Source organism: Pseudofrancisella aestuarii (assembly GCF_003574475.2).
GTDB lineage: Bacteria > Pseudomonadota > Gammaproteobacteria > Francisellales > Francisellaceae > Francisella > Francisella aestuarii.
Genome location: NZ_QLIS02000001.1, coordinates 225,296 through 245,113 on the forward strand (window position 1 = coordinate 225,296; position 19,818 = coordinate 245,113).

Genomic DNA, 19,818 nt, shown 5'->3' on the forward strand with positions numbered 1-19,818 from the left:
AAATAATTTTAGAAACAAGGTGTTCCTTGATGAAACTTAAGTAGCCATTTATTTCTTTTCAGAATCCATATTGAATTTCTATTAGCACGTAATTTTTCTTTTCCTACTTCACTTATATAAGTTACTTGTTTCACGCTATCACTAATATTATGTACTTTGAAGTTTTCTAATGGGATTTTAGCTAAAATTTCTTGATACTCATGAGATAATACTTCGCTTCTTGAATAAATCTTACCAGATCTCCCAAATTCAAAAAAATCAGGATCAAGAATATTATTCATGTATGTATGATCAAATCTCGTTGCCTCTATCCATAGAGACTCTTCAAGCTCTTTTAACTCTTTAAATATTCCCATTTAGTTTTATATTTTTACCAATTAATTTTCTTTTTAGGTACCCACTTATCTAATAGAGCTTTGTATTTTTTCTCTAATACTTCTTTTGGAGGTAGTTCAGGTAATTTTGAATATAAGTCAGCTTTTTGAAAAGCCTTAAGAAGAGGTAGTAATAACCAATCTTTTTCATTTGCAAGCTCTTGGTAAGCTAGACCGCCTGTTTGAGGTGTATGCCATGGATAGAATGAATGATATCTTAAAAGATATAGACCTTCATAAGGAATATCACTGCCTTGTTCAAAAACTTTATATATATATTCATCATGTCCAAAGCTCATTTCAACAGCATCAAAACCACAATTGTTTGGATAACTTCCATAATGTGTTTCATTAGTGTTTTTATATGTTTCATAGTCACTAGCTGTTTTATAAAAGCCTTTATCAAAAAACACATTTGCACTGGCGAATGGGCAAGCTACAGGATACGTATCACCAACAGTTGACCATTGTGGTAATGCTCCATATTCTGGTAAAGTCATAATTTTTCCTAAATCATGAATAAAGCCGACTAAAGGAAACCAAGACCAGTCTTTTATATGTGAATATAATTCTTTTAAAGTTTCTTTTTCTGTATAAAAATCTTTCCATTTTTTAGGTAAACTTTGCCACTCATGATCACGAAATAATGATTTAATTAATGCATTGTCACGTATTTCAGTAGCATTTTCTAAAAATTTATTTTGAACAGCTTCTGCTGTTTGATATGCATGTTCAATTTGAGGTAAGTCATTATCAGGATCACTTTCATCATGAACATTTTCTAGTAATTTAAATACTTCATAAACATCCATTTTTCCTAGAGACAATTTAAAGTATTTATCTTTCATTCTTTTTACATAATCAAGAGACTGATTAGTGTGCATTTCTCTATAAGTTCTCTCTACACGATCTTGAAATTTACTATCAGTATAGTTACGAAATTCACCAAAGCTATTATTTTCCAAGTTAGACATTTTCTTCTCCTCGATGAAAGTTAAATTCTACTATTTATTATACTCTTTAATGCCTAAATACCTAGTAGGAATTTGGCGATCTAAGTTTGCTTCTATGACCTCTAAAGAAACTCCTTTTGTTTCAGGAATAAAGAAATAAGTAACAATAAAGGCTAAAGTCGCGACACAGGCATATAAACCAAATGTGAAGGTTACACCTAGGCTAGTTAATATAGTTAAAAATGTAGCAGCTACAATAAAATTTGCTAGCCACTGTATAGAGGCTACAAAACTCATAGCAGTACCTCTAACATTTAGTGGAAATATCTCTGAAATTATTAACCAGAATAATGATCCAACACTAATACAATAACCAACAACATATATAAGTAAACAAGTTAAAGCAGAGTATGCAACTAATGTAGAAGAAGAGTTTTTAAGTAGATAGATCATACTAAATAAACTAATAGCTGCCATCGCTGAACCGATTAATAAGAATCTTCTTCTTCCTAGTTTATCAATAAACATTATTGTAATAATAGTCGCAATAAAATTAACAATCCCTAAAACTAGAGTCATTAACATACGCGTTTCATTTCCACTAAATCCAATACTTTCCATAATATGAGGTCCATAATACATAACAGTATTGATTCCAAAGAATTGCTGAAAAATACCTAGAGCTAAACCAATATATAAAACAGGTCTTACTTTTTTATCAAAAATTTGTAAAAAACCAACTTTACTAGGCTTTGCTAAGTTTTCCTGGATTGCTTTTAGTTCTAGTTTTACTACATTATTACAATCTCTTAATTTAGTTAAAGTTTCTTTAGCCTCTTCCTTTCTGCCTTTAGATACTAACCATTTAGGAGAATAGGGCATAAAGCACATTCCAATAAATAATAAAATTGCAGGAACGAGACCAGTTGCTATCATTAATCTCCAATCACCACTTGATGTAAGTAAATAATTAACGACAAATGCAATAACTTGTCCACCTGTTAAGAAAGCTCCATTCCATAATACTAAGCTACCTCTTTTAGAAGCAGGGGCTACTTCAGCAATAAATAAAGGTACAGCATAAGATGCTATTCCAATAGCAGAACCTAACATAAATCTACCAACCACTAAACAAGTAATATTAGGTGCAAACGTAGCAACAAGTGTTCCAACTATGAATAACAAGCTAGTTGCAATCATTACTCGTTTACGACCAAACCTATCTGTGAAGTAGCCACTTAGAAGAGCTCCAAAAAAGGCGCCAAGTACACAAAAGCTAACTACAATTTCAATCTGCCAATTGGAAGCAGTAAACTCATTTTGAATAAATGGGGTAGCTCCAGCTATTATTGAGGTATCAAAACCAAAAAGTAATCCACCTATAGCAGCTATAGCTACAATCATAGCAACATATAATGTTGTTGATCTATTTGTATCATCCATTAGTTAAGTTCTCCTGCTTTTATAGCTTATAAATTAAATATTTTTTTAGATTGTGTATATGTTAGATCATAAGCAACCTCTAATGCATCTGCTTTTGATAATCTTCCAATTTGCACCATTTCAGCAAGGTATGCAGCATCTACACGTCTTGCTATATCATGTCTAACAGGTATAGAAAGTAAAGCACGAGTATCATCAATAAAACCTGAGCAGTTATAAAAACCAGCTGTTTCTGTAACGGCATGTCTAAATCTTTTCATACCTTCAGCTGAATCGTTAAACCACCATGGTGGACCTAAGAAAACACTAGGATAATGTCCTGCTAATGGAGCAAGTTCCCTGGTATAAGTAGTTTCATCCATTGTAAATAAAACTATTCTAAAGTTTCTATTATTTCCTACTTTATCTAATAAAGGATGAAGGCCATTAACATAATCACACTTAACAGGAATATCGCAGCCTTTGTCATTACCAAATTTTCTTTGAATACGGCTATTATGATTTCTAAATACACCAGCATGTAATTGCATTACAAGGCCATCATCTGTTGCCATCTTGGCCATTTCAGTTATCATTTGACCACAGAAAATTCTTTTCTCTTTTGAGGAAGCTGTATTTGTTAGTACTTTCTTAAATAAATCTTTACACTCTGACTTTTCTAGATCGTAAGTTCTTGGTACAGTAACTCCATGATCAGAAGCTGTAGCGCCATTAGCTATAAAAAATTCTCTACGCTCTTTAAGCACTTTTAGAAACTTTTCATAAGAATTTATTTCTGTATCTAGTTGTTTTGCTAAAGACTTAATATGTTTATGAACTGGATGAAGCTCAGGATTAGTAACAGTGTCTGGCCTAAAAGTAGGAACAACCTTACATTTGAAATCAGAATTAGCAATATTTCTATGATGTTCTAAAGTATCTCCTACATTATCTGTAGTAGCTATAACTTCAATATTAAATCTTTTACAGATTTCTCTAGGTAGAAATTCTTTTTTCTTTAAACAGTTATCAATATGATCATATAACTCATCTGCTGTTTCTGGAGTAAAAGCTTTATTATATCCAAATACATTTTTTAATTGTGCATCGAACCATAGTCCAACTTGTGTTCCTCTAAATATATACCAGTTTTCTGCTACTTTATGCCAAATCTTCTTTGGATCAGTTTCGACTTCTTTTCCATCTTTTCTAGATATACCAAAATCTTCTAATCTCAGTCCTTGAGAGTAAAACATTCTAAAAATATAATGATCAGGTTTAATTAAAAGTTCTACAGGGTTTTCAAAAGGTTTGTTCTCATCAAACCAAGCAGGATCTGTATGTCCATGAGGGCTTACAATAGGTAAATCTTTAATATGATTGTAAATCTCTAGAGCAATATCCCTAGTTGATTTATCAATAGGCATTAGTACATTATCACTAAGCATAGTTTTCTCCTCTTTTGTGATTGACTATATTTTTATTACTATTTTGTTTTAATGGAATTGTTAATAATTCTTCAATAATTTGGCCATTTTTATCTACTTCTCCTAAAGATATTGCCACTATCTTTGCTTTAATAGGCCTTGCTCTAAATTCAGCTATAGCATTTGACATATCTTTAATAAAGTTTTGTTTTTGTTGCTCATCATCAAGACTTATAGCCATTATACTAAAGTGTGGTGTAAATTCAGAGAAGGTATTAGGACTACCATATTTTGTAAATGATTTATTTTTTTGAGGATAGTATTTTACCCATTCTGGTATGGGATATTCATTATTTCTATATTGGGATAATGAAGAAACTACTGTATCTGAAAATAACTTTAATTCATTACTATTCTCTACATCTAGCATTATAAAACCACTATTATTTACATTTATATTTGTTAGCTCAATATTAAATTCTGAAATATTTTGAGTAATATTTTTAATATTCTCTTCTATAAATGGTATTTTTTCTGGTGAGAATCCTGTTAAGTATAAAGTAATGTGAGCAGGGTGGTTTATAATAAAAGGAGTTATATTATATTTTTTTAATAACCCTTTACTATCTAAAAACTCATTAAAATCTTTAATATATAAAGTTACTTCTTTAGATGGTATAAGGTGAATGTCATATTCTTTAAATGAAGACGAGAAAGATACTGATATAAAAGATACTGTAATTAATAATATTACGATGACCTTTTTAAACATATATATTGAGAAGTCTTAAAAAAGTCTTTGTTAATTTGATTATAATATTTCTTTTTAAGAAAAGAAATCATATTAATGAAGAGCTTCCAATGGCTATTATATTTTTTTGAGCAAGGTATTCATCTTGATTTGATGAGTTTATTCCACCAGTTGCACAGAATATTACTTCTGGAAATACAGCTTGGTAATTTTTTAGAAGTTTAATTCCCCCCATAGCTTCTGCTGGGAAAAATTTTAAAATTTTAAAGCCAAAACTTAATATAGTCATAATTTCAAAAGGAGTTACTCCACCTGGAAGGTAAGGAAGCTTTTTCTTTTTTGCAAATTTTAACATTTTAATAGTAGCGCCAGGAGAAACTAAAAAGTCTACTTTTAGTTTGGAACACTCTTTTAATTGCTCTAGAGTACGAATTGTTCCTATGCCTATAATAAAATCATCGTTATTTTTAATAATTTCTTTTATTACCTCTAAGGCATTAGGAGTTCTAAGCGTAAATTCAACTATTTTAATATTTTTATTACGTAGTTTTTCTAAAGTAGATGTTGCCTCTTCTAGTGTGTTAACAGCGACTACAGGTATTAGAGGATTATCTTCTAAAATCTTTTTTAATGACATTTATAATTCCTTAAGAATTTTAAGATATTTATCTGTATGCTCTCTAGCTATGATTGCTCCATAGTGTTGTATTATTTCAGCAGCAAATTTTTGAGCAAAACTAACACAATCTGTAAGGTTATAATCTTTATTAAAAGCTGCTAAGAATGCAGCATTAAAACTATCGCCTGCAGCAGTGGTATCAACCGGTATATCAACTCTTTGAGGCATGATCTCTTCAACTTTACCTTGATTATATATTACAGTAGGGTTTGCGCCATGTTTTATAATAATAGTAGGTATATTAAAATTATTATATCTATCTAAGGTTTGTTGACTATTAATATCATCAAATAGCATTTGCTCATCGTCAAAAGTTGTAATAACCATAGTTACTAAAGGTAATATTTTTTCTAAATATTTTTTAGTTTGACTAATGTTTTTCCAACATTTAGGACGATAATTTAAGTCAAAAATAATTTGTTTATCTGGAGAACTTGCTTTAAAGACATTAATCCAGTCACAAAAGATATTCAACTGTGCTTCATCCCATCTAGATAAAGATATTCCAGAGAAATATATATATTGATAAGTTTTTGTATATTGGCTTAATTCTTGACTAGATATATTATTAAAAAGCTCTTTAATTGGTGCTTGTTCACGCCAATAATAAAAGCTTCTTTCTCCTAAATTATCTGTATTAATAGCATATAGACCTGGAACTTTATCAGCTAATCTTATGATGGTGGAAGTATCTATATTTTCATTTTTCCAAGAATTTATCATTTGAGAGGAGAAAGTATCATTACCTAAAGCAGTTAAGAAAGATGTGTTTCCACCTAAACGAGCATAATATAAAGCAGTGTTTAAAACATCACCGCCAAAACTTAACTTTACTTGCTGACCTAGTTGCATTTGACCACTAAGTTCAAGCATACATTCGCCAATAGCTAATAGTTTATTATCTATTTTCATTCTCTAACTCTTGTTTTACTGCATAAGCAACACCACGGATTTCAGCTAATCCTTTCATCCTACCTATACATGAGTACCCTGGATTAGTTTTCTTATCCAAATCACTAAGCATTTGTTGTCCATGATCTGGTCTCATATAGATAGGATGAGAAGATTTTTCTATTTTTAGGATTTCTTTAACTAAAGCATACATATTTGTATTTCCACATAAATGTTCTGCTTCATAGAAACTACGGCTATCCTTATCCAAAGCCACATTTCTTAAGTGAGTGAAATATATTCTTCTTCCAATCTTTTTAGCCATAAGAGGTAGGTCGTTATCCCATCTTGAACCTAATGAACCTGCGCAGAAAGTAATACCATTAGCCATTGATGGTACATTTTCAAATAACCAATCATAATCTTCAATAGTACTAATAATTCTTGGTAAACCAAATAGTTCAAAAGGAGGATCATCCGGATGTATTGCTAATTTAGCTCCAACTTCTTCAGCTACAGGAATAACTTTCTCTAGGAAATATATAAGATTTTCACGTAATTTTGCTTTATCAATCCCTTTATATTCATCTAGAGCTGCCTGGAATTGCTTTAAAGTAAAGCTTTCTTCAGCACCTGGAAGACCTGCAATTATATTATTAATAAGTATTTCTTTTTTATCATTAGACATAATTTTAAAGTACGTAGTAGCTTTTTTAATTATATCTTCTCTGTATGATTTTTCAGAACCTGGTCTTTTTAAAATATGAATATCAAAAGCAGCAAAAGCTATTTCATCAAAAGATAAAGTTTTTGCGCCTGTAAGAGTTTTCATAGCTAGATCAGTACGAGTCCAGTCAAGCACAGGCATAAAATTATAAATAATAAGATTAATTCCACATTTAGCAAGGTTTCTGATACTTTCACAGTAGTTAGCTATATACTCATCACGAGTTGCTTTACCTCTTTTGATATCCTCATGAACGGGAATACTTTCTACGACAGACCATGTAAGGTGTGTTTTACCTTGTTTTGGAGAGTTTTCTACTTCAGACTGTCTTTTCTTAATTTCTGCTACAGGCCAAACTTCACCATTAGGTATATGATGTAAAGCAGTTACTATATCCGTAACGCCTGTTTGCATAATATCTTCTATACATACAGGATCATTTGGTCCAAACCATCTCCAAGATTCAATCATTTCTTTTACCTCTATATATTTTTTATTACTTCAAGCACACCTTTTGAACGAATGGCTTCTATATATTTACTAATTATTTGTTTTAATTCAAAATTATCAGCAAACTCTTTTGAGAAAATTTCCTCAAGAGCCAAAAATCTATCTACTAATATTTTAGCATCATTTGTTTCATTCCAGATAGCTTTGTAATTGGCTTGTAATGGATCACTAATTTCAAGGGAATGATTATTCTGATCCTTACCAGAACAGAATAATATCCAGCCAGCTAATCCTATAGCTAGGATATTATAATTTTTCTTTTCTTTAATAAGAGATTTTAAAGAGCCAAGCCATCGTTGAGGAATTTTCTTAGAACCATCCATAGCTATCTGTTCTGTGCGGTGCTTCAAATATGGATTAGCAAAACGAGTTAGTAATTTATCAGCATAGATATTAGTTGAAACACTAGCTGGCAAACCTTTAACTAAAGGGGCTGCTATTTCTAACATATATTTTTTAATAAAGTTATAAAACTCTTTTGTAGAGATAACGTTATCTACAGTTTTAAGTCCAGCATAAGCTCCTAAATAAGCTATTAAACTATGACTACCATTAAGCATAGTAAGCTTTAATTTTTCAAAAGGTTCTATATCACTTACAAACTCAACACCAACCTTTTCAAGAGCAGGGCGACCATTTGCAAAATTATCCTCTATTACCCATTGAGCAAATTCTTCAGTTGCTACTGGAGAGCTATCATTTTGTCCAATAGCATTTTCTATATTTTTAATAGTTTCATCTGTCACAGCTGGAACTATTCTATCAACCATAGCAGAAGGGAAAGTACAATTCTCATTTATCCATTTAGCTAAGTTTTTATCTATTTTATTTGCAAATTCAATAACAGCTGCTTTAAGTATTTTTCCATTGTTTGGCATATTGTCACAACTAAGTAAAGTTAATGCTTCTTTATGGGTTTCATATCTTTTTTTAAGAGAGGCTACAGTTATGCCAATAGCTGTTTTTGGAGCACTGATGTTATTTAAATCTGCAATAATATCAGGGTGAGATATGTTTAATTTCTGAGTAGATAGATCTACATAGTATCCTTTTTCTGTAACTGTATAAGTAACTATAAGAATACTATGGTTAGAGATAGTATTTATTAGCCCTTGAGTTTGCCCATTACCTGCAAAATAAACATCTTTCAATGCTCCAATAATTCTATAGTTATATCCAGATTCATCATTAGTTGAAAGGGTATATAAACAATCATTACTCTTTAGATCATCAATTAGTTTAGAGTTGCTTCTAATAGTTCCACTTATATAGCCCCAGTTAAAAGCATCAGTATTATTAGAGTTTAATAGTTTATCTATATAATAAATTTGATGCGCTCTATGGAAAGCTCCTATACCAATATGTAAAATTCCTGTTTTTAACTTATTTCTATCATAGTTAGGAAGTTGACAGTTTTTTAATGTCTGTAGATTTAACATTATTTTAAATCTCCTGCATATTAATAGTATTTATATTAGTAACTTTAAACTCATCATCTCCTTGGTAATCCCACTTTATATTCAAGTCTGATTTGGAATTATCTAGAGTAATATTAACAAAGCCAAATTTACCTTTTAAGTAATCATTCGTTTTTCCATCATCTATATAAATAGAATGAGTAGTTGTAATAGATTTTAGAGGAGGAAATACTTTATAACTAATATCTATGTCAAATTTATTAAAGCCTGCACTAGCTGTATTTACAGGAATTACTGTATTTTCTCTGACAAATATAGGAATACTGGTTTCATCAACATCAATACATATCGTTTGACCACCTTGGTATATTTCACCAGTATAATAATCATACCAGCTAGAACCTTTTGGTAAATAAATTTGACGCTTTGTCTGTCCTTGCTCAAGTATATTAGCTATAAGCATTCTACCTAATAAAAATTCTTGATTATCTTTAAATGTATTTTGATCATTTTCAAAATCATAGAAGGTAGGTTTTATAATAGGTTTTGCCTGATTATGAGCTTCATAACAAAGTTGATAAATATAAGGTAAAACCTCATTTCTTAATGAAAACGCTTTTTGAATATTGTCAAATACACTTGGATACATCCAAGGAGTGTTTACAGTTTTATCTTCATTCCATGAATGTATTGTGAATCTTGGATAAAAAATACCATGCTGAATCCATCTTAGAAGCATTTCTGGAGTTGGAGCTGGACCTGAAAAGCCTCCTATATCATGTCCAAAATTATATATTCCTGATAATGACAATCCTTTAGCCATTTCTAAATTAAAAGGTAAAGTTTTCCAGTCAGTATTATTATCACCAGTCCAAGTTTGAGCATATCTTTGTAAGCCAGCACAACCTGACCTAGTTATTAAATAAGGCCTTTCATTAGGAGCAAAGTTAATTTGAGCCTCGTAACTAGCTTTAGTCATTAATAAACCTTGTACAGGTTTTACATGTTTAATTTTAATTTCTTCACCAAAGCCATTACAAACTGCTAAACCATTATAAATTTCATATTCATTATTATCATTCCATGTAGAGCTGATACCTTTCTTTAGAAGTTGTTCAGTAACGTTACTTTGCCACCAGTCTATAGTCTGAGGATTTGTAAAATCTAGATAATATCCAAGTTCATCCCAATATTGTACAAGCTCTGGTTTATTATATTCTTTGTTATTTATATAACCATTAAAAGCTTCTATTTCACTACGTTTTGGGTGATCTTGTAATAAACATGGTTTTATATTTGCACATAGCTTTATGCCATTGTCTTGGTATTTTTTTGTGAATTTTCCAACATCAGGAAACTTAGTATAATTCCAGTTAAAAACATATCTTTTATTACCAATAGACGTATATCCAGAGCTTAGTTGAAATGAGCCGCATTGAATATCATATTTCTTACAGTCATCAATAAAATTATTCATTTGTTCTTGAGCATCTGGCAAATCAGTATATGTCATTGTTGAACCAGAATAGTATAGGCTCCAATATGGAGGTAAGGCAGTTTTACCAGTTATTTGGCTAAATGTCTCAGTAATATCAGAGATTTTTTCTCCAGATATAAAGTAATAATCTAAATCACCAGCTTTCGCATCATAATGAATATATGGGCCATGATAGTTATCTATTTCTTTACCGAAGTTGAAAACACTATCACTTAAATTATCATAAAAAATACCAAAATTAGTTTTACTAATAGGATTATGGCTAATAAAAAAAGGAATATGCTTATATAGAGGATCAGAAGTCTCAGCATCATAACCCATTGGATCAGTAGATCTCATTCTAAATCTACGTTTATCTCTATTTAAAACTCCGGATTTTTCACCTAATCCAAAAAACATTGCATTAGGTTTTTTTGCAAGAGCATGGTATGCACCTCTATCTGACCAATAGTCAAAATTATAAGCTTGAGTATGTAAATCTTGAGCTATTTTTAACCATTTATTATTTTTTTTCTCAAACCAAGTTATATGAAAACCATCAAGTTTAATTTCAGCTAATAAATTTTCTGTGTATATAGAAATAATACCTTCCTCATCATCATTAACTGTAAAGTTAGGACATGTCCATTGGGAGATGTCTAGCTTATCTACTCCTTCAAATGGAATTTCAGAGTTTTTAGCAAAACTCCAAGTTTTAGGAGTTATAGTATTTAAACCTTTCGTTATTAAAATACGAAAAATATTTTCTTCTAAAATTAAAACTCTAGCATAAATATTTTTTTCTTCTAGTTTAAAAGTGACTGTTGTATTAGAGATTTCTTCTAGCTTGAATTTTCGAATGTCTAACATATGTATGTGTCCGTTAATTAATTTCTAAATTATTTTGGAACAACTGAGTTATTACCCCATGTTTTTTGATGTTCCCATCCTGTAAGTTCTTCAACTATTTTAACAGCATGAGGAGGAGCATCGTTTAGATTTCCTCCTGCACGAAGTCTTTCTAATTCTTCTATTAGTATTGAATGTTTTTTTGTATTTAGTCTAAATCTTGTAGAGGCAATAGCTCCGATAATACAAAAGAATATAGTTCCACCTATAAAGCATATATTTATTCCTACTAGAGCTGTTTCAGACTGAGCCACTGCACTAGGAACAAATTCAAATAGAGATAAAGTAAATCCTACTATAGCGAATGCTAATGCTTGTACTAATTTACGAGAAACAGTCATTGTACTAGCAAAAGTTCCTTCTCTGCGGTTTTTAGTTAAGGCTTCATCTACATCGGCCATAAAATTATATAAATTCCAAGGAGTGAAGTAGCAACCTGCTCGAGCAAAACCAAGAATGAAGATCATAAATATAAATAGAACTAAAGATAATACTCCATTAATTAAAGGTAAAATACCAAAAATAATCATACTTATAATTAATATTATAATAGCTACGCGATAGCTCATGACACTTCCAATTCTTATACAAAGGTATGCAAATATTGGTACAGATAATACTTGAATGATAGAGAAAGATGTATAAACCCAAGAAGCAGAGCTAACATCATAATCTAACATAAATTTAAAATAGTAAGCAAAGCTAGCACCAAAAACATCTAAGGCAACAAATGCTCCTATATACATTAATAAATTTAATCTAAAAGCACGAACTTTAAGGGTAGAGAGCATGTTTATAAATATGCGTAGCATCTCTTTAACAAAACCAACTTTAACTCTTTCTTCTACTTCAACATCTCTTTCCCAAGTCCAGTTATAGACAAAGAACCAAGGTAACATAAATAATACTGCGCAAATACTTCCCATTACTACAAAAGATACTTTTTCATCAGCAAAGAAATATAAAATTGCAGCAGGTAAAACTCCAGCAACAATATTAGAGCTTTGGGAGAATATCATTCTCACACCAGTCATTTTTGAACGTATTCCATAATCATCAGTCATTTCTGCAGCTAATGTTTCATATGGAACTTGAATCATAGTAAATATAAAGTTAAATGCTACATAAGTTACTAAGTAATACCAAAAAGGAAAATTAGGTAGCCAAAGTAATGCAAAAACTAGAACAAGAGGGGCACCAATAACAAAGAAAAATCTTCTCCTACCAAGAGGACCTCTCCAATTATCAGAAACATATCCCATAATTGGATCAGCAAATAAGTCTAAGCCTCGACCTATTGCAACAATCATGCCAGCTTCAGCTGCTGATAAGCCTGCTACTTGAGTATAAAAATACATTAACCATAAGCCAAGAATTGTGAATGCACCACCGCCAAAGAAATCACCAGAACCATAGGCGATCATATTAGATAACTTTACTTGCTTTTTTTCCATAGAATAAATAATTCATAACCTCTAGAATTACTATAAATTATTTCTAACTTATTTGGAATTAAAATAAATAAAAATTATAAATGGTAGGATTAAATAATTCTAAATAAAATAGAAATATTATATTCTTGAAAAAGATACATTATATTTTAGGGATATAGATGATTGCTTTGAGAAAGCAAAATTCTTTCTTTTTACTTTGTTTTTTTGAGTTTTTCGAAAGATTTGGTTATTACGGATTTAGTTATACAGCTATATTATTTTTTATGAGTAAATATGGTTTTAACTTTACAGAAAAAGATGCTGTATTACTATTTGGAGGCTTTGCTTCATTAACATATGTTTTTAATGCTATAGGTGGATATGTCGCTGATAAAGTTTTTGGTATTAAAAAAACAATGTTTTTGGGAGCCATTTTTTTATTAGTCGGATATTTTAGTCTAGCATTAAGTCCTTATTTTATAAGTATAGATAATTATGTATATGTAAGTTTAGCTTGTATTATAGTTGGTTCTTCTTTGTTTAAACCAGCACCTACAAATTTAATATCTAGAATATATACAGATAAAGGAAAGTTAGATTCTGTTTATACATATTTCTATATGTCTATAAATATGGGGTCATTATCTGCATCCCTTTTGATTCCTATTTTAGCTACAAAATACGGATATACAGCAGCTTATGGAGTATGTTCAGTTGGATTTGCAATTGGTATCTTAAATAGTTTAATAAGCTACTCCAGTATAAAAAATATTGATAATGAAGTAGGTTTAAGAGGAGTAAGTAAACTAAAAACAATCTCTATAATATTGATTTTTATTCTTGCAATTGTTGGTCTTAGCTTTATTTTACAAACTAACAATACTATTAACTATATTTTGTGGTTTGGTGCGGGACTTATTTTTGGAGTGTTTACATTTCAAATTTATGTAGAAAAAGACCCTAAATCAAGAAAGAAAATAGTAGCAGCTATTATTTTATTGGTTTATGCAGTGCTCTTTTTTGTTATTTATCAGCAAAAAGCAACATCATTCTTTTTGTTCAATGTCCATCACGTTAATCTAAACTTATTTGGATATAGTATTAACCCCCAGACAATACCAGGAGTTTTAAATACTGCTGGTATTATCATATTATCTCCAATATTAGCATTTGTTTATACTAGGTTAGGAGAAAAGGATTTAAAGTTACCATTCAAATTTGCACTAGGTATACTATTCTGCGGCTTTGCATATGGAAGCATGTTTTTAGCTTGTCTATTAAATGATCCAACTGCAAAAGTTAGTATACTTTGGGAAGTGCTAGCAATAACTATATTTTTCTCTTCTGGAGAGTTATTGATATCAGCTCTTGGCTTATCATTGATGGCAAAATTATTGCCTGAAAGAATTACTGGTTTTGCAATGGGGACATGGTTTATTACCTCAGCTATAGGTATCAAGATAGGAACTACAGTAGCACAGGTTGTTACAAGTGGTATTCAATATGATGAATCAAAAGGTTTTGATATTCAGATGACTATAGATAGTTTTCATAAATATCAGGAACTATTTGGTTATGTTTCTTTAGTAGCTATAGTTTTTGCAATAGTCGCTTTTTTAATAGGCAAAAAGTTAAATAGAATGATTCAAGATTAATCAAAAAACTCTTTCTAAGTAATCTGATAAATAGAACTCACTCCTTACATATGATACAATTTTTGCTATATAAATTTAGTGTAGAATTTAAATAGATTGATGGTATATCTTAATGATTTGGGTATTATTAATGCTTTAGGAGATGATAAAAACTCAGTTATTGGAGCATTATTTAAAAATCAAACGGGAGTTACTGAATCTAAAAATCTCATTTCAGGACGTAAAACTCTTGTCGGAAGCGTGAAATCAAATCTACCTCTAATACCTTCTAACTTATCTGAATATGATTGTCGAAATAATAGAATGTTATTGCATGCTTGTTTACAAATTCAACCAACTATAGAGCAAATAATTACTAAATACGGTCAGAATAGAGTAGGAATTGTTTTAGGAACAAGTACTTCAGGAATAGATAATGGAGAGAAAGCTTTTATTTATAATGAAGAGAATGGACACTTTCCAGAAGAATATAGTTACAAACAACAAGAGACTGGTGGTATAAGTAATTTTTTAAAAGCATATTTAGGCTTAAAAGGTGTTTCTTATACAATTTCAACAGCTTGTTCATCAAGTGGGAAAGCATTTGCGAGTGCAAAAAGATTAATAGAGCAAAATATATGTGATGCAGTAATTGTTGGGGGATGTGATACTTTATGTCAGCTGACCCTAAATGGTTTTGATTGCTTAGAATCTATATCTGAAAATGTATGTAAGCCATTTAGTATAGATAGAAATGGGATAAATATTGGTGAAGGTGCAGCATTATTTATACTATCAAAAGAACCTAGTGAAATTAGTTTGACGGGAGTTGGAGAATCCTCTGATGGTTATCATATTACAGCACCAGATCCGACAGGTAATGGAGCTCGATTAGCTATGCTACAAGCCCTAGAAATGGCGAAGCTGTCATCTAAAGATATCGGTTATTTAAATTTACATGGAACCGCAACTATTAAAAATGATGAAATGGAAAGAGAAGCTGTTTTAAATACTTTTAATAACTATTTATTACCTTGTTCTTCAACAAAAAACTTAACAGGGCATACTTTAGGTGCTGCTGGGGCTACAGAATTGGGATTGTGTTGGCTTTTGTTATCTACTAAATATAATCCTAATAGGATATTGCCAAAACAATATGATACAAAAGAAAATTTAATTCCTGATATGGAAATTATAATGAATAGTATTAGCTGGACTTCTCCATATTTTATGAGTAACTCTTTTGCTTTTGGAGGTAGTAATGTTAGCGTTATAATTGGGAGTAAGCAGTATGTATGATTTAGATATATTAATCCCTCAAAAACCTCCAATGAGAATGATTGATAAATGTTTAGATTTTAATAACAATATAATTCATTGTCAGGCTAAAATCACATCTAATCATTTATTTTTTTGTGATAAAAGAAAAAGTATTCCTCATTGGATAGCTGTTGAAATTATGGCTCAAACTTCAGCAACTTTTGCAAAGTTAGATGCCTTAGGAAAGACCTCTATAGCTAAAGAACCTCAAGTTGCGTTTTTAATGAGTATTAGACAATATAAAACTGAGGTTCTAGAATATTTTGAAAATGAATTATTAGATATTTATTCAGAATCTGTATTAATTGAAGATGGAGTTGGGGTTTTTAAATCTAAGATAGAAGTTAATGGTAAAGCTACAGCAAGCATAACTATTAGTGCATATCAGCCACAAAATAATATTGAAGTGGCTAAAATATTAACAAGGGATTAAATATGAAAAAGGTTTTAGTTACAGGAGCTAGCAAAGGTATAGGAAAAGCAATAGCTTTAAAGCTTGCGAATACTAATACCCATATAACTTTACATTATAACACTGATTATCATGGAGCTTTAGATACTCAAGAACAGATAAAGTCTTTAGGTGGACAGTCAGATATACTTCAGTTTGATATTTCAAATACCGAACAGTGTGAAAACGTATTAGAATCATATATTTCTCAGCATGGGGCTTTTTATGGTGTAGTAAATAATGCAGGTATATGTAAAGATGTTGCTTTTCCAGCAATGGAGGAAAATGATTGGAAAAATATTGTACATACAAATCTAGATGGATTTTATAACGTTTTAAAGCCTTGTGTAATGCCGATGGTTCAGTTACGTAAAGGAGGCAGAATCATAACTATTGCTTCTGTTTCAGGAATTATTGGAAATCGAGGTCAAGTTAATTATAGTGCAGCTAAAGCTGGAGTTATTGGAGCAACTAAAGCTTTAGCTTTAGAATTAGCTAAACGTAAAGTTACAGTCAACTGTATTGCTCCAGGCTTAATAGAAACAGATATGATCGAAGATTTAGAACATTATGATGAAATAATAAAACATATACCTATGAAAAGAGCAGGAAAAGTTGATGAAGTTGCAAGCTTAGTAGAATACTTAATGTCTGATTCAGCAGCGTATATAACACGTCAAGTTATTTCGATAAATGGAGGACTCATATAGTGCGTAGAGTAGTTGTTACAGGTATGGCTGGAGTAACAGCATTAGGAAATACAGCGGATGATATTTTTACAGCTATACAACAAGGTAAAACGGCTACCAGAAATATTGCTCAATGGCATAATATTAAAGGGTTAAATACTCAGCTTGGAGCTCCTATTGAGAATTTTAATATTCCAGAACATTATACAAGAAAGCAAACTCGAGGAATGGGTAGAGTAGCTAAATTTGCTACTGTGGCAACAGAGAATGCTTTAAAGGATGCTAACTTACTAGATCAAGAAGATTTACTAAATAGTGGTAACGTTGGGGTTGCTTATGGTTCATGCTCTGGTAGTACCAAACCATTAGCAGAGTTAACATCTATCCTTATTGATAATAGTGTAAATAATGTTAATGCAACTACATATATTAAAGGTATGAGTCATACTTGTGCGGTTAATATTGCTTTATTTTTTGGATTGACTGGCCGCTTAATTCCAACATCAAGTGCTTGTACATCAAGTAGTCAGGCTATAGGTTATGCTTATGAAGCTATTAAATATGGTTTACAAGATATTATGATAGCTGGTGGTGCTGAAGAGTTATGTCCAAGCCAGGTGGCTGTTTTTGATACATTATATGCTACTAGTCAAATGAATGAACATCCAGAACTCACACCTAGGCCTTTTGATAGAGATCGTGATGGACTAGTTTTAGGAGAGGGTGGTGTTACTTTAATATTAGAGTCTTTAGAGCATGCAAAACAACGAGGAGCTAATATTTATGCAGAGCTTGTTGGCTTTGGAACTAATTGTGATGCTGTACATGTTACACAACCAACAGCAGAGAAAATGCAAAAAGCTTTAGAGTTAGCTTTAAAAAATGCAAATCTAAATGCTGATGATATTGGTTATATTAATGCTCATGGTACAGCTACTGAACGAGGAGATATCGCTGAAAGTCAGGCAACAGCTAATATTTTTGGACCAAATACTCCTATTAGTTCTTTGAAGGGATATTTTGGGCATACCCTTGGAGCTTGCGGAGCTTTAGAGTCTTGGTTAAGTATAGAAATGATGAGAAAAGGTATGCTTTTATCAAATGCAAATCTTCAAAATATTGATCCAAAATGTTCACCTCTTAATTATCTACAATCATCTGTAAATTTAAATGTAGATTATATTATGTCAAATAACTTTGCTTTTGGTGGAGTAAATACTTCATTAATATTTAAAAAATGGAAATAATAGAGCTTTATTTTTATCACTTACCAAGCATAAATGTTGAAGAAGTAAAAAAGTATTTGATTCTAAATAAACTTTTTAATTCTAATGAAATAGAAAAGTTTTCAAGAACTAAATTATGCTCATTATGGTTCCGTTATGATAAATTATCATTAAAATTAAATATTTTTCCAAAAAATCTTGAGCTTGATTTTGAAGTATCTCAAAGACCAATATTAAAAAAGGGTAATTTAGACTTTAATATTAGCCATAGTGGCGATTGGTTGATTGGAGCTATATCTTCTTCACGAATAGGTGTAGATATTGAAAAAATAAATTTAAATCGAGATGTAAAAAGTATAGCAAAAAACTTTTATTCACTAGAAGAAAATAGCTTGTTAGAAAATAGCAGTAACTCATATATAGAAAATTTTTATAAGTTATGGACTATAAAAGAGGCCTCTGCTAAATATTTTGGCATTAGTATTCTTAAATATTTAAATAAAGAAAATCAAACAGAAAAAAAATTAAGCTTATTACAATATAAATTTCAAAATGAATATTTTATAACTATTTCAACTAGTTTAGAAAAAGAGGTTAAGTTAATAAATTTAAATAAAGAAATAAAACTAGATATTAAGAGAGTTAATTAAGAATTTTTAACTTTAGCCTCTTCAATGAGTAGTTTCCTTTGAATATCTTGGTTAAGAAGGATAACCCAATTATTATAATGCCTATCAATTTTATTTTCGACTTTATCATAATCCAAGCCTACAGAGTCTGCATATTCAATTGAGTAGCCTTTTTCTGAATATGGAATATCTACAGTCACAGAATATTTACCTTTGTATAAAAGTCTTCCAATAAGTTGATTTGGCTTATCACTTTGAATAATAATCCAACCACGATTCTTACCTCCATCAATAATAGCACTTTTCACTTGTTCTTGAGTAAAGTCAGCAGGTATGGGTTGATCATTCAAGTTACTTACAGTTTGAGCACAACTTATTAATAAAACTGAAAGTAATATAGTAGAGACAACACTAAATATAGATTTTAATTTCATTTTATCGTATCTCCTTAGATTTATTAAGAATGTCTAATCTGAGCAGCTTCTAATTGAAGTTGGTTTTGTATATCTTGATTTAAATATCCTACCCAACTATTGTAACTACGATCAATTTTATTCTCTACTTTATCATAGTCTAAACCTACAGAGTCTTTATATTGAATAGAGTATCCTTGCTCTGAATATGGAATATCAACTACAACAAAATCACCATTATATAATAATTTTCCTGTAAGCTCATCTGGTTTGTTACTATTACCTATTACCCATCCACGTTGTTTCCCAGCAGTTATAATAGCTTGTTTTATCTGATCTTTAGAGAGTTCAGTAGGTATTGGTTGATCATTTAAGTTATTTATTGTTTGAGCACAACTTATCAATAAAACTGAAAGTAATGCTGTACTTATGATAGTGAATATAGATTTGATTTTCATTTTAGTTATACCTCTTCAAAAGTTATT

Annotated in this window: 19 protein-coding genes; 6 read left to right on the forward strand and 13 right to left on the reverse strand. The window is 30.5% G+C overall.

What is annotated here, in order from left to right; genetic code table 11:
* Window positions 1-8 precede the first annotated feature (8 nt).
* The 11 genes from DNK87_RS01135 to DNK87_RS01185 form a co-directional block, all read right to left on the reverse strand.
* Complete coding sequence (locus DNK87_RS01135; protein WP_119330612.1) at window positions 9-356, reverse strand: nuclear transport factor 2 family protein; 348 nt, start codon at window positions 354-356, stop codon at window positions 9-11.
* 14 nt (window positions 357-370) lie between these two features.
* Window positions 371-1,348, reverse strand: a complete 978-nt coding sequence (locus tag DNK87_RS01140) for an inositol oxygenase family protein (RefSeq protein WP_119330611.1) — start codon at window positions 1,346-1,348, stop codon at window positions 371-373.
* A gap of 30 nt (window positions 1,349-1,378) precedes the next feature.
* Entirely contained in the window at window positions 1,379-2,770 is a 1,392-nt protein-coding gene (locus DNK87_RS01145; RefSeq protein WP_119330610.1) for a sugar porter family MFS transporter, read from the reverse strand.
* A 26-nt stretch (window positions 2,771-2,796) separates the two neighbouring features.
* The gene (gene uxaC / locus DNK87_RS01150) at window positions 2,797-4,197 is read right to left on the reverse strand and encodes a glucuronate isomerase (RefSeq protein ID WP_119330609.1); all 1,401 of its coding nucleotides are present in this window, start codon (window positions 4,195-4,197) and stop codon (window positions 2,797-2,799) included.
* Window positions 4,190-4,948 carry a 2'-5' RNA ligase family protein gene (locus tag DNK87_RS01155; protein WP_119330608.1) on the reverse strand — a complete coding sequence of 253 codons (759 nt, stop codon included), beginning with the start codon at window positions 4,946-4,948 and terminating at the stop codon, window positions 4,190-4,192. Before DNK87_RS01155 ends, uxaC begins: the two co-directional genes overlap by 8 nt.
* A 67-nt stretch (window positions 4,949-5,015) precedes the next feature.
* Window positions 5,016-5,564, reverse strand: a complete 549-nt coding sequence (locus DNK87_RS01160; protein WP_119330607.1) for a bifunctional 4-hydroxy-2-oxoglutarate aldolase/2-dehydro-3-deoxy-phosphogluconate aldolase — start codon at window positions 5,562-5,564, stop codon at window positions 5,016-5,018.
* Window positions 5,565-6,518, reverse strand: a complete 954-nt coding sequence (locus tag DNK87_RS01165) for a sugar kinase (protein ID WP_119330606.1) — start codon at window positions 6,516-6,518, stop codon at window positions 5,565-5,567. It lies immediately after the preceding gene.
* A complete protein-coding gene (gene uxuA / locus DNK87_RS01170; RefSeq protein ID WP_119330605.1) occupies window positions 6,505-7,695 on the reverse strand; it encodes a mannonate dehydratase in 1,191 nt (396 codons plus the stop codon). The genes DNK87_RS01165 and uxuA overlap by 14 nt, the downstream gene beginning before the upstream one ends.
* 11 nt (window positions 7,696-7,706) lie before the next feature.
* Window positions 7,707-9,173, reverse strand: coding sequence for a mannitol dehydrogenase family protein (locus DNK87_RS01175; protein ID WP_119330604.1), 1,467 nt, complete (start codon window positions 9,171-9,173; stop codon window positions 7,707-7,709).
* Window positions 9,174-9,177: 4 nt separating this feature from the next.
* Window positions 9,178-11,499, reverse strand: a complete 2,322-nt coding sequence (locus DNK87_RS01180) for a glycoside hydrolase family 31 protein (protein ID WP_119330603.1) — start codon at window positions 11,497-11,499, stop codon at window positions 9,178-9,180.
* Window positions 11,500-11,528: 29 nt separating this feature from the next.
* Window positions 11,529-12,992: an MFS transporter gene (locus DNK87_RS01185; RefSeq protein ID WP_119330602.1), complete on the reverse strand. Its 1,464-nt coding sequence runs from the start codon at window positions 12,990-12,992 to the stop codon at window positions 11,529-11,531.
* 158 nt (window positions 12,993-13,150) lie between these two features.
* Here DNK87_RS01185 and DNK87_RS01190 point away from each other — a divergent pair, with 158 nt between their 5' ends.
* The 6 genes from DNK87_RS01190 (at window position 13,151) to DNK87_RS01215 (ending at window position 18,941) form a co-directional block, all read left to right on the forward strand.
* Window positions 13,151-14,626 (forward strand): peptide MFS transporter, encoded by a 1,476-nt coding sequence (locus tag DNK87_RS01190; RefSeq protein WP_119330601.1) that lies wholly within the window; start codon window positions 13,151-13,153, stop codon window positions 14,624-14,626.
* A 99-nt stretch (window positions 14,627-14,725) separates the two neighbouring features.
* On the forward strand, window positions 14,726-15,904 hold the full coding sequence (locus DNK87_RS01195) for a beta-ketoacyl-[acyl-carrier-protein] synthase family protein (protein ID WP_119330600.1): 1,179 nt from the start codon (window positions 14,726-14,728) through the stop codon (window positions 15,902-15,904).
* A complete protein-coding gene (locus DNK87_RS01200; protein WP_119330599.1) occupies window positions 15,897-16,358 on the forward strand; it encodes a hotdog family protein in 462 nt (153 codons plus the stop codon). The genes DNK87_RS01195 and DNK87_RS01200 overlap by 8 nt, the downstream gene beginning before the upstream one ends.
* A 2-nt stretch (window positions 16,359-16,360) precedes the next feature.
* Window positions 16,361-17,086, forward strand: a complete 726-nt coding sequence (gene fabG, locus DNK87_RS01205) for a 3-oxoacyl-ACP reductase FabG (protein ID WP_119330598.1) — start codon at window positions 16,361-16,363, stop codon at window positions 17,084-17,086.
* Window positions 17,086-18,312 carry a beta-ketoacyl-ACP synthase gene (locus DNK87_RS01210; RefSeq protein WP_119330597.1) on the forward strand — a complete coding sequence of 409 codons (1,227 nt, stop codon included), beginning with the start codon at window positions 17,086-17,088 and terminating at the stop codon, window positions 18,310-18,312. The genes fabG and DNK87_RS01210 overlap by 1 nt, the downstream gene beginning before the upstream one ends.
* Window positions 18,303-18,941: a 4'-phosphopantetheinyl transferase family protein gene (locus tag DNK87_RS01215; protein ID WP_119330596.1), complete on the forward strand. Its 639-nt coding sequence runs from the start codon at window positions 18,303-18,305 to the stop codon at window positions 18,939-18,941. The genes DNK87_RS01210 and DNK87_RS01215 overlap by 10 nt, the downstream gene beginning before the upstream one ends.
* Here DNK87_RS01215 and DNK87_RS01220 read toward each other — a convergent pair.
* Together DNK87_RS01220 and DNK87_RS01225 are read right to left on the reverse strand one after the other, a co-directional pair.
* On the reverse strand, window positions 18,938-19,354 hold the full coding sequence (locus DNK87_RS01220) for a hypothetical protein (protein WP_119330595.1): 417 nt from the start codon (window positions 19,352-19,354) through the stop codon (window positions 18,938-18,940). The two genes, DNK87_RS01215 and DNK87_RS01220, sit on opposite strands and share 4 nt — an antisense overlap.
* A 23-nt stretch (window positions 19,355-19,377) precedes the next feature.
* Window positions 19,378-19,791 (reverse strand): hypothetical protein, encoded by a 414-nt coding sequence (locus DNK87_RS01225; protein WP_119330594.1) that lies wholly within the window; start codon window positions 19,789-19,791, stop codon window positions 19,378-19,380.
* Window positions 19,792-19,818: the final 27 nt, after the last annotated feature.

What these genes read in the sequence shown, in the direction of transcription:
- DNK87_RS01135 (WP_119330612.1), bottom strand. Translation starts at nt 356, where the DNA reads ATGGGAATATTTAAAGAGTTAAAAGAGCTTGAAGAGTCTCTATGGATA.
- DNK87_RS01140 (WP_119330611.1), bottom strand. Translation starts at nt 1,348, where the DNA reads ATGTCTAACTTGGAAAATAATAGCTTTGGTGAATTTCGTAACTATACT.
- DNK87_RS01145 (WP_119330610.1), bottom strand. Translation starts at nt 2,770, where the DNA reads ATGGATGATACAAATAGATCAACAACATTATATGTTGCTATGATTGTA.
- uxaC (WP_119330609.1), bottom strand. Translation starts at nt 4,197, where the DNA reads ATGCTTAGTGATAATGTACTAATGCCTATTGATAAATCAACTAGGGAT.
- DNK87_RS01155 (WP_119330608.1), bottom strand. Translation starts at nt 4,948, where the DNA reads ATGTTTAAAAAGGTCATCGTAATATTATTAATTACAGTATCTTTTATA.
- DNK87_RS01160 (WP_119330607.1), bottom strand. Translation starts at nt 5,564, where the DNA reads ATGTCATTAAAAAAGATTTTAGAAGATAATCCTCTAATACCTGTAGTC.
- DNK87_RS01165 (WP_119330606.1), bottom strand. Translation starts at nt 6,518, where the DNA reads ATGAAAATAGATAATAAACTATTAGCTATTGGCGAATGTATGCTTGAA.
- uxuA (WP_119330605.1), bottom strand. Translation starts at nt 7,695, where the DNA reads ATGATTGAATCTTGGAGATGGTTTGGACCAAATGATCCTGTATGTATA.
- DNK87_RS01175 (WP_119330604.1), bottom strand. Translation starts at nt 9,173, where the DNA reads ATGTTAAATCTACAGACATTAAAAAACTGTCAACTTCCTAACTATGAT.
- DNK87_RS01180 (WP_119330603.1), bottom strand. Translation starts at nt 11,499, where the DNA reads ATGTTAGACATTCGAAAATTCAAGCTAGAAGAAATCTCTAATACAACA.
- DNK87_RS01185 (WP_119330602.1), bottom strand. Translation starts at nt 12,992, where the DNA reads ATGGAAAAAAAGCAAGTAAAGTTATCTAATATGATCGCCTATGGTTCT.
- DNK87_RS01190 (WP_119330601.1), top strand. Translation starts at nt 13,151, where the DNA reads ATGATTGCTTTGAGAAAGCAAAATTCTTTCTTTTTACTTTGTTTTTTT.
- DNK87_RS01195 (WP_119330600.1), top strand. Translation starts at nt 14,726, where the DNA reads ATGGTATATCTTAATGATTTGGGTATTATTAATGCTTTAGGAGATGAT.
- DNK87_RS01200 (WP_119330599.1), top strand. Translation starts at nt 15,897, where the DNA reads ATGTATGATTTAGATATATTAATCCCTCAAAAACCTCCAATGAGAATG.
- fabG (WP_119330598.1), top strand. Translation starts at nt 16,361, where the DNA reads ATGAAAAAGGTTTTAGTTACAGGAGCTAGCAAAGGTATAGGAAAAGCA.
- DNK87_RS01215 (WP_119330596.1), top strand. Translation starts at nt 18,303, where the DNA reads ATGGAAATAATAGAGCTTTATTTTTATCACTTACCAAGCATAAATGTT.
- DNK87_RS01220 (WP_119330595.1), bottom strand. Translation starts at nt 19,354, where the DNA reads ATGAAATTAAAATCTATATTTAGTGTTGTCTCTACTATATTACTTTCA.
- DNK87_RS01225 (WP_119330594.1), bottom strand. Translation starts at nt 19,791, where the DNA reads ATGAAAATCAAATCTATATTCACTATCATAAGTACAGCATTACTTTCA.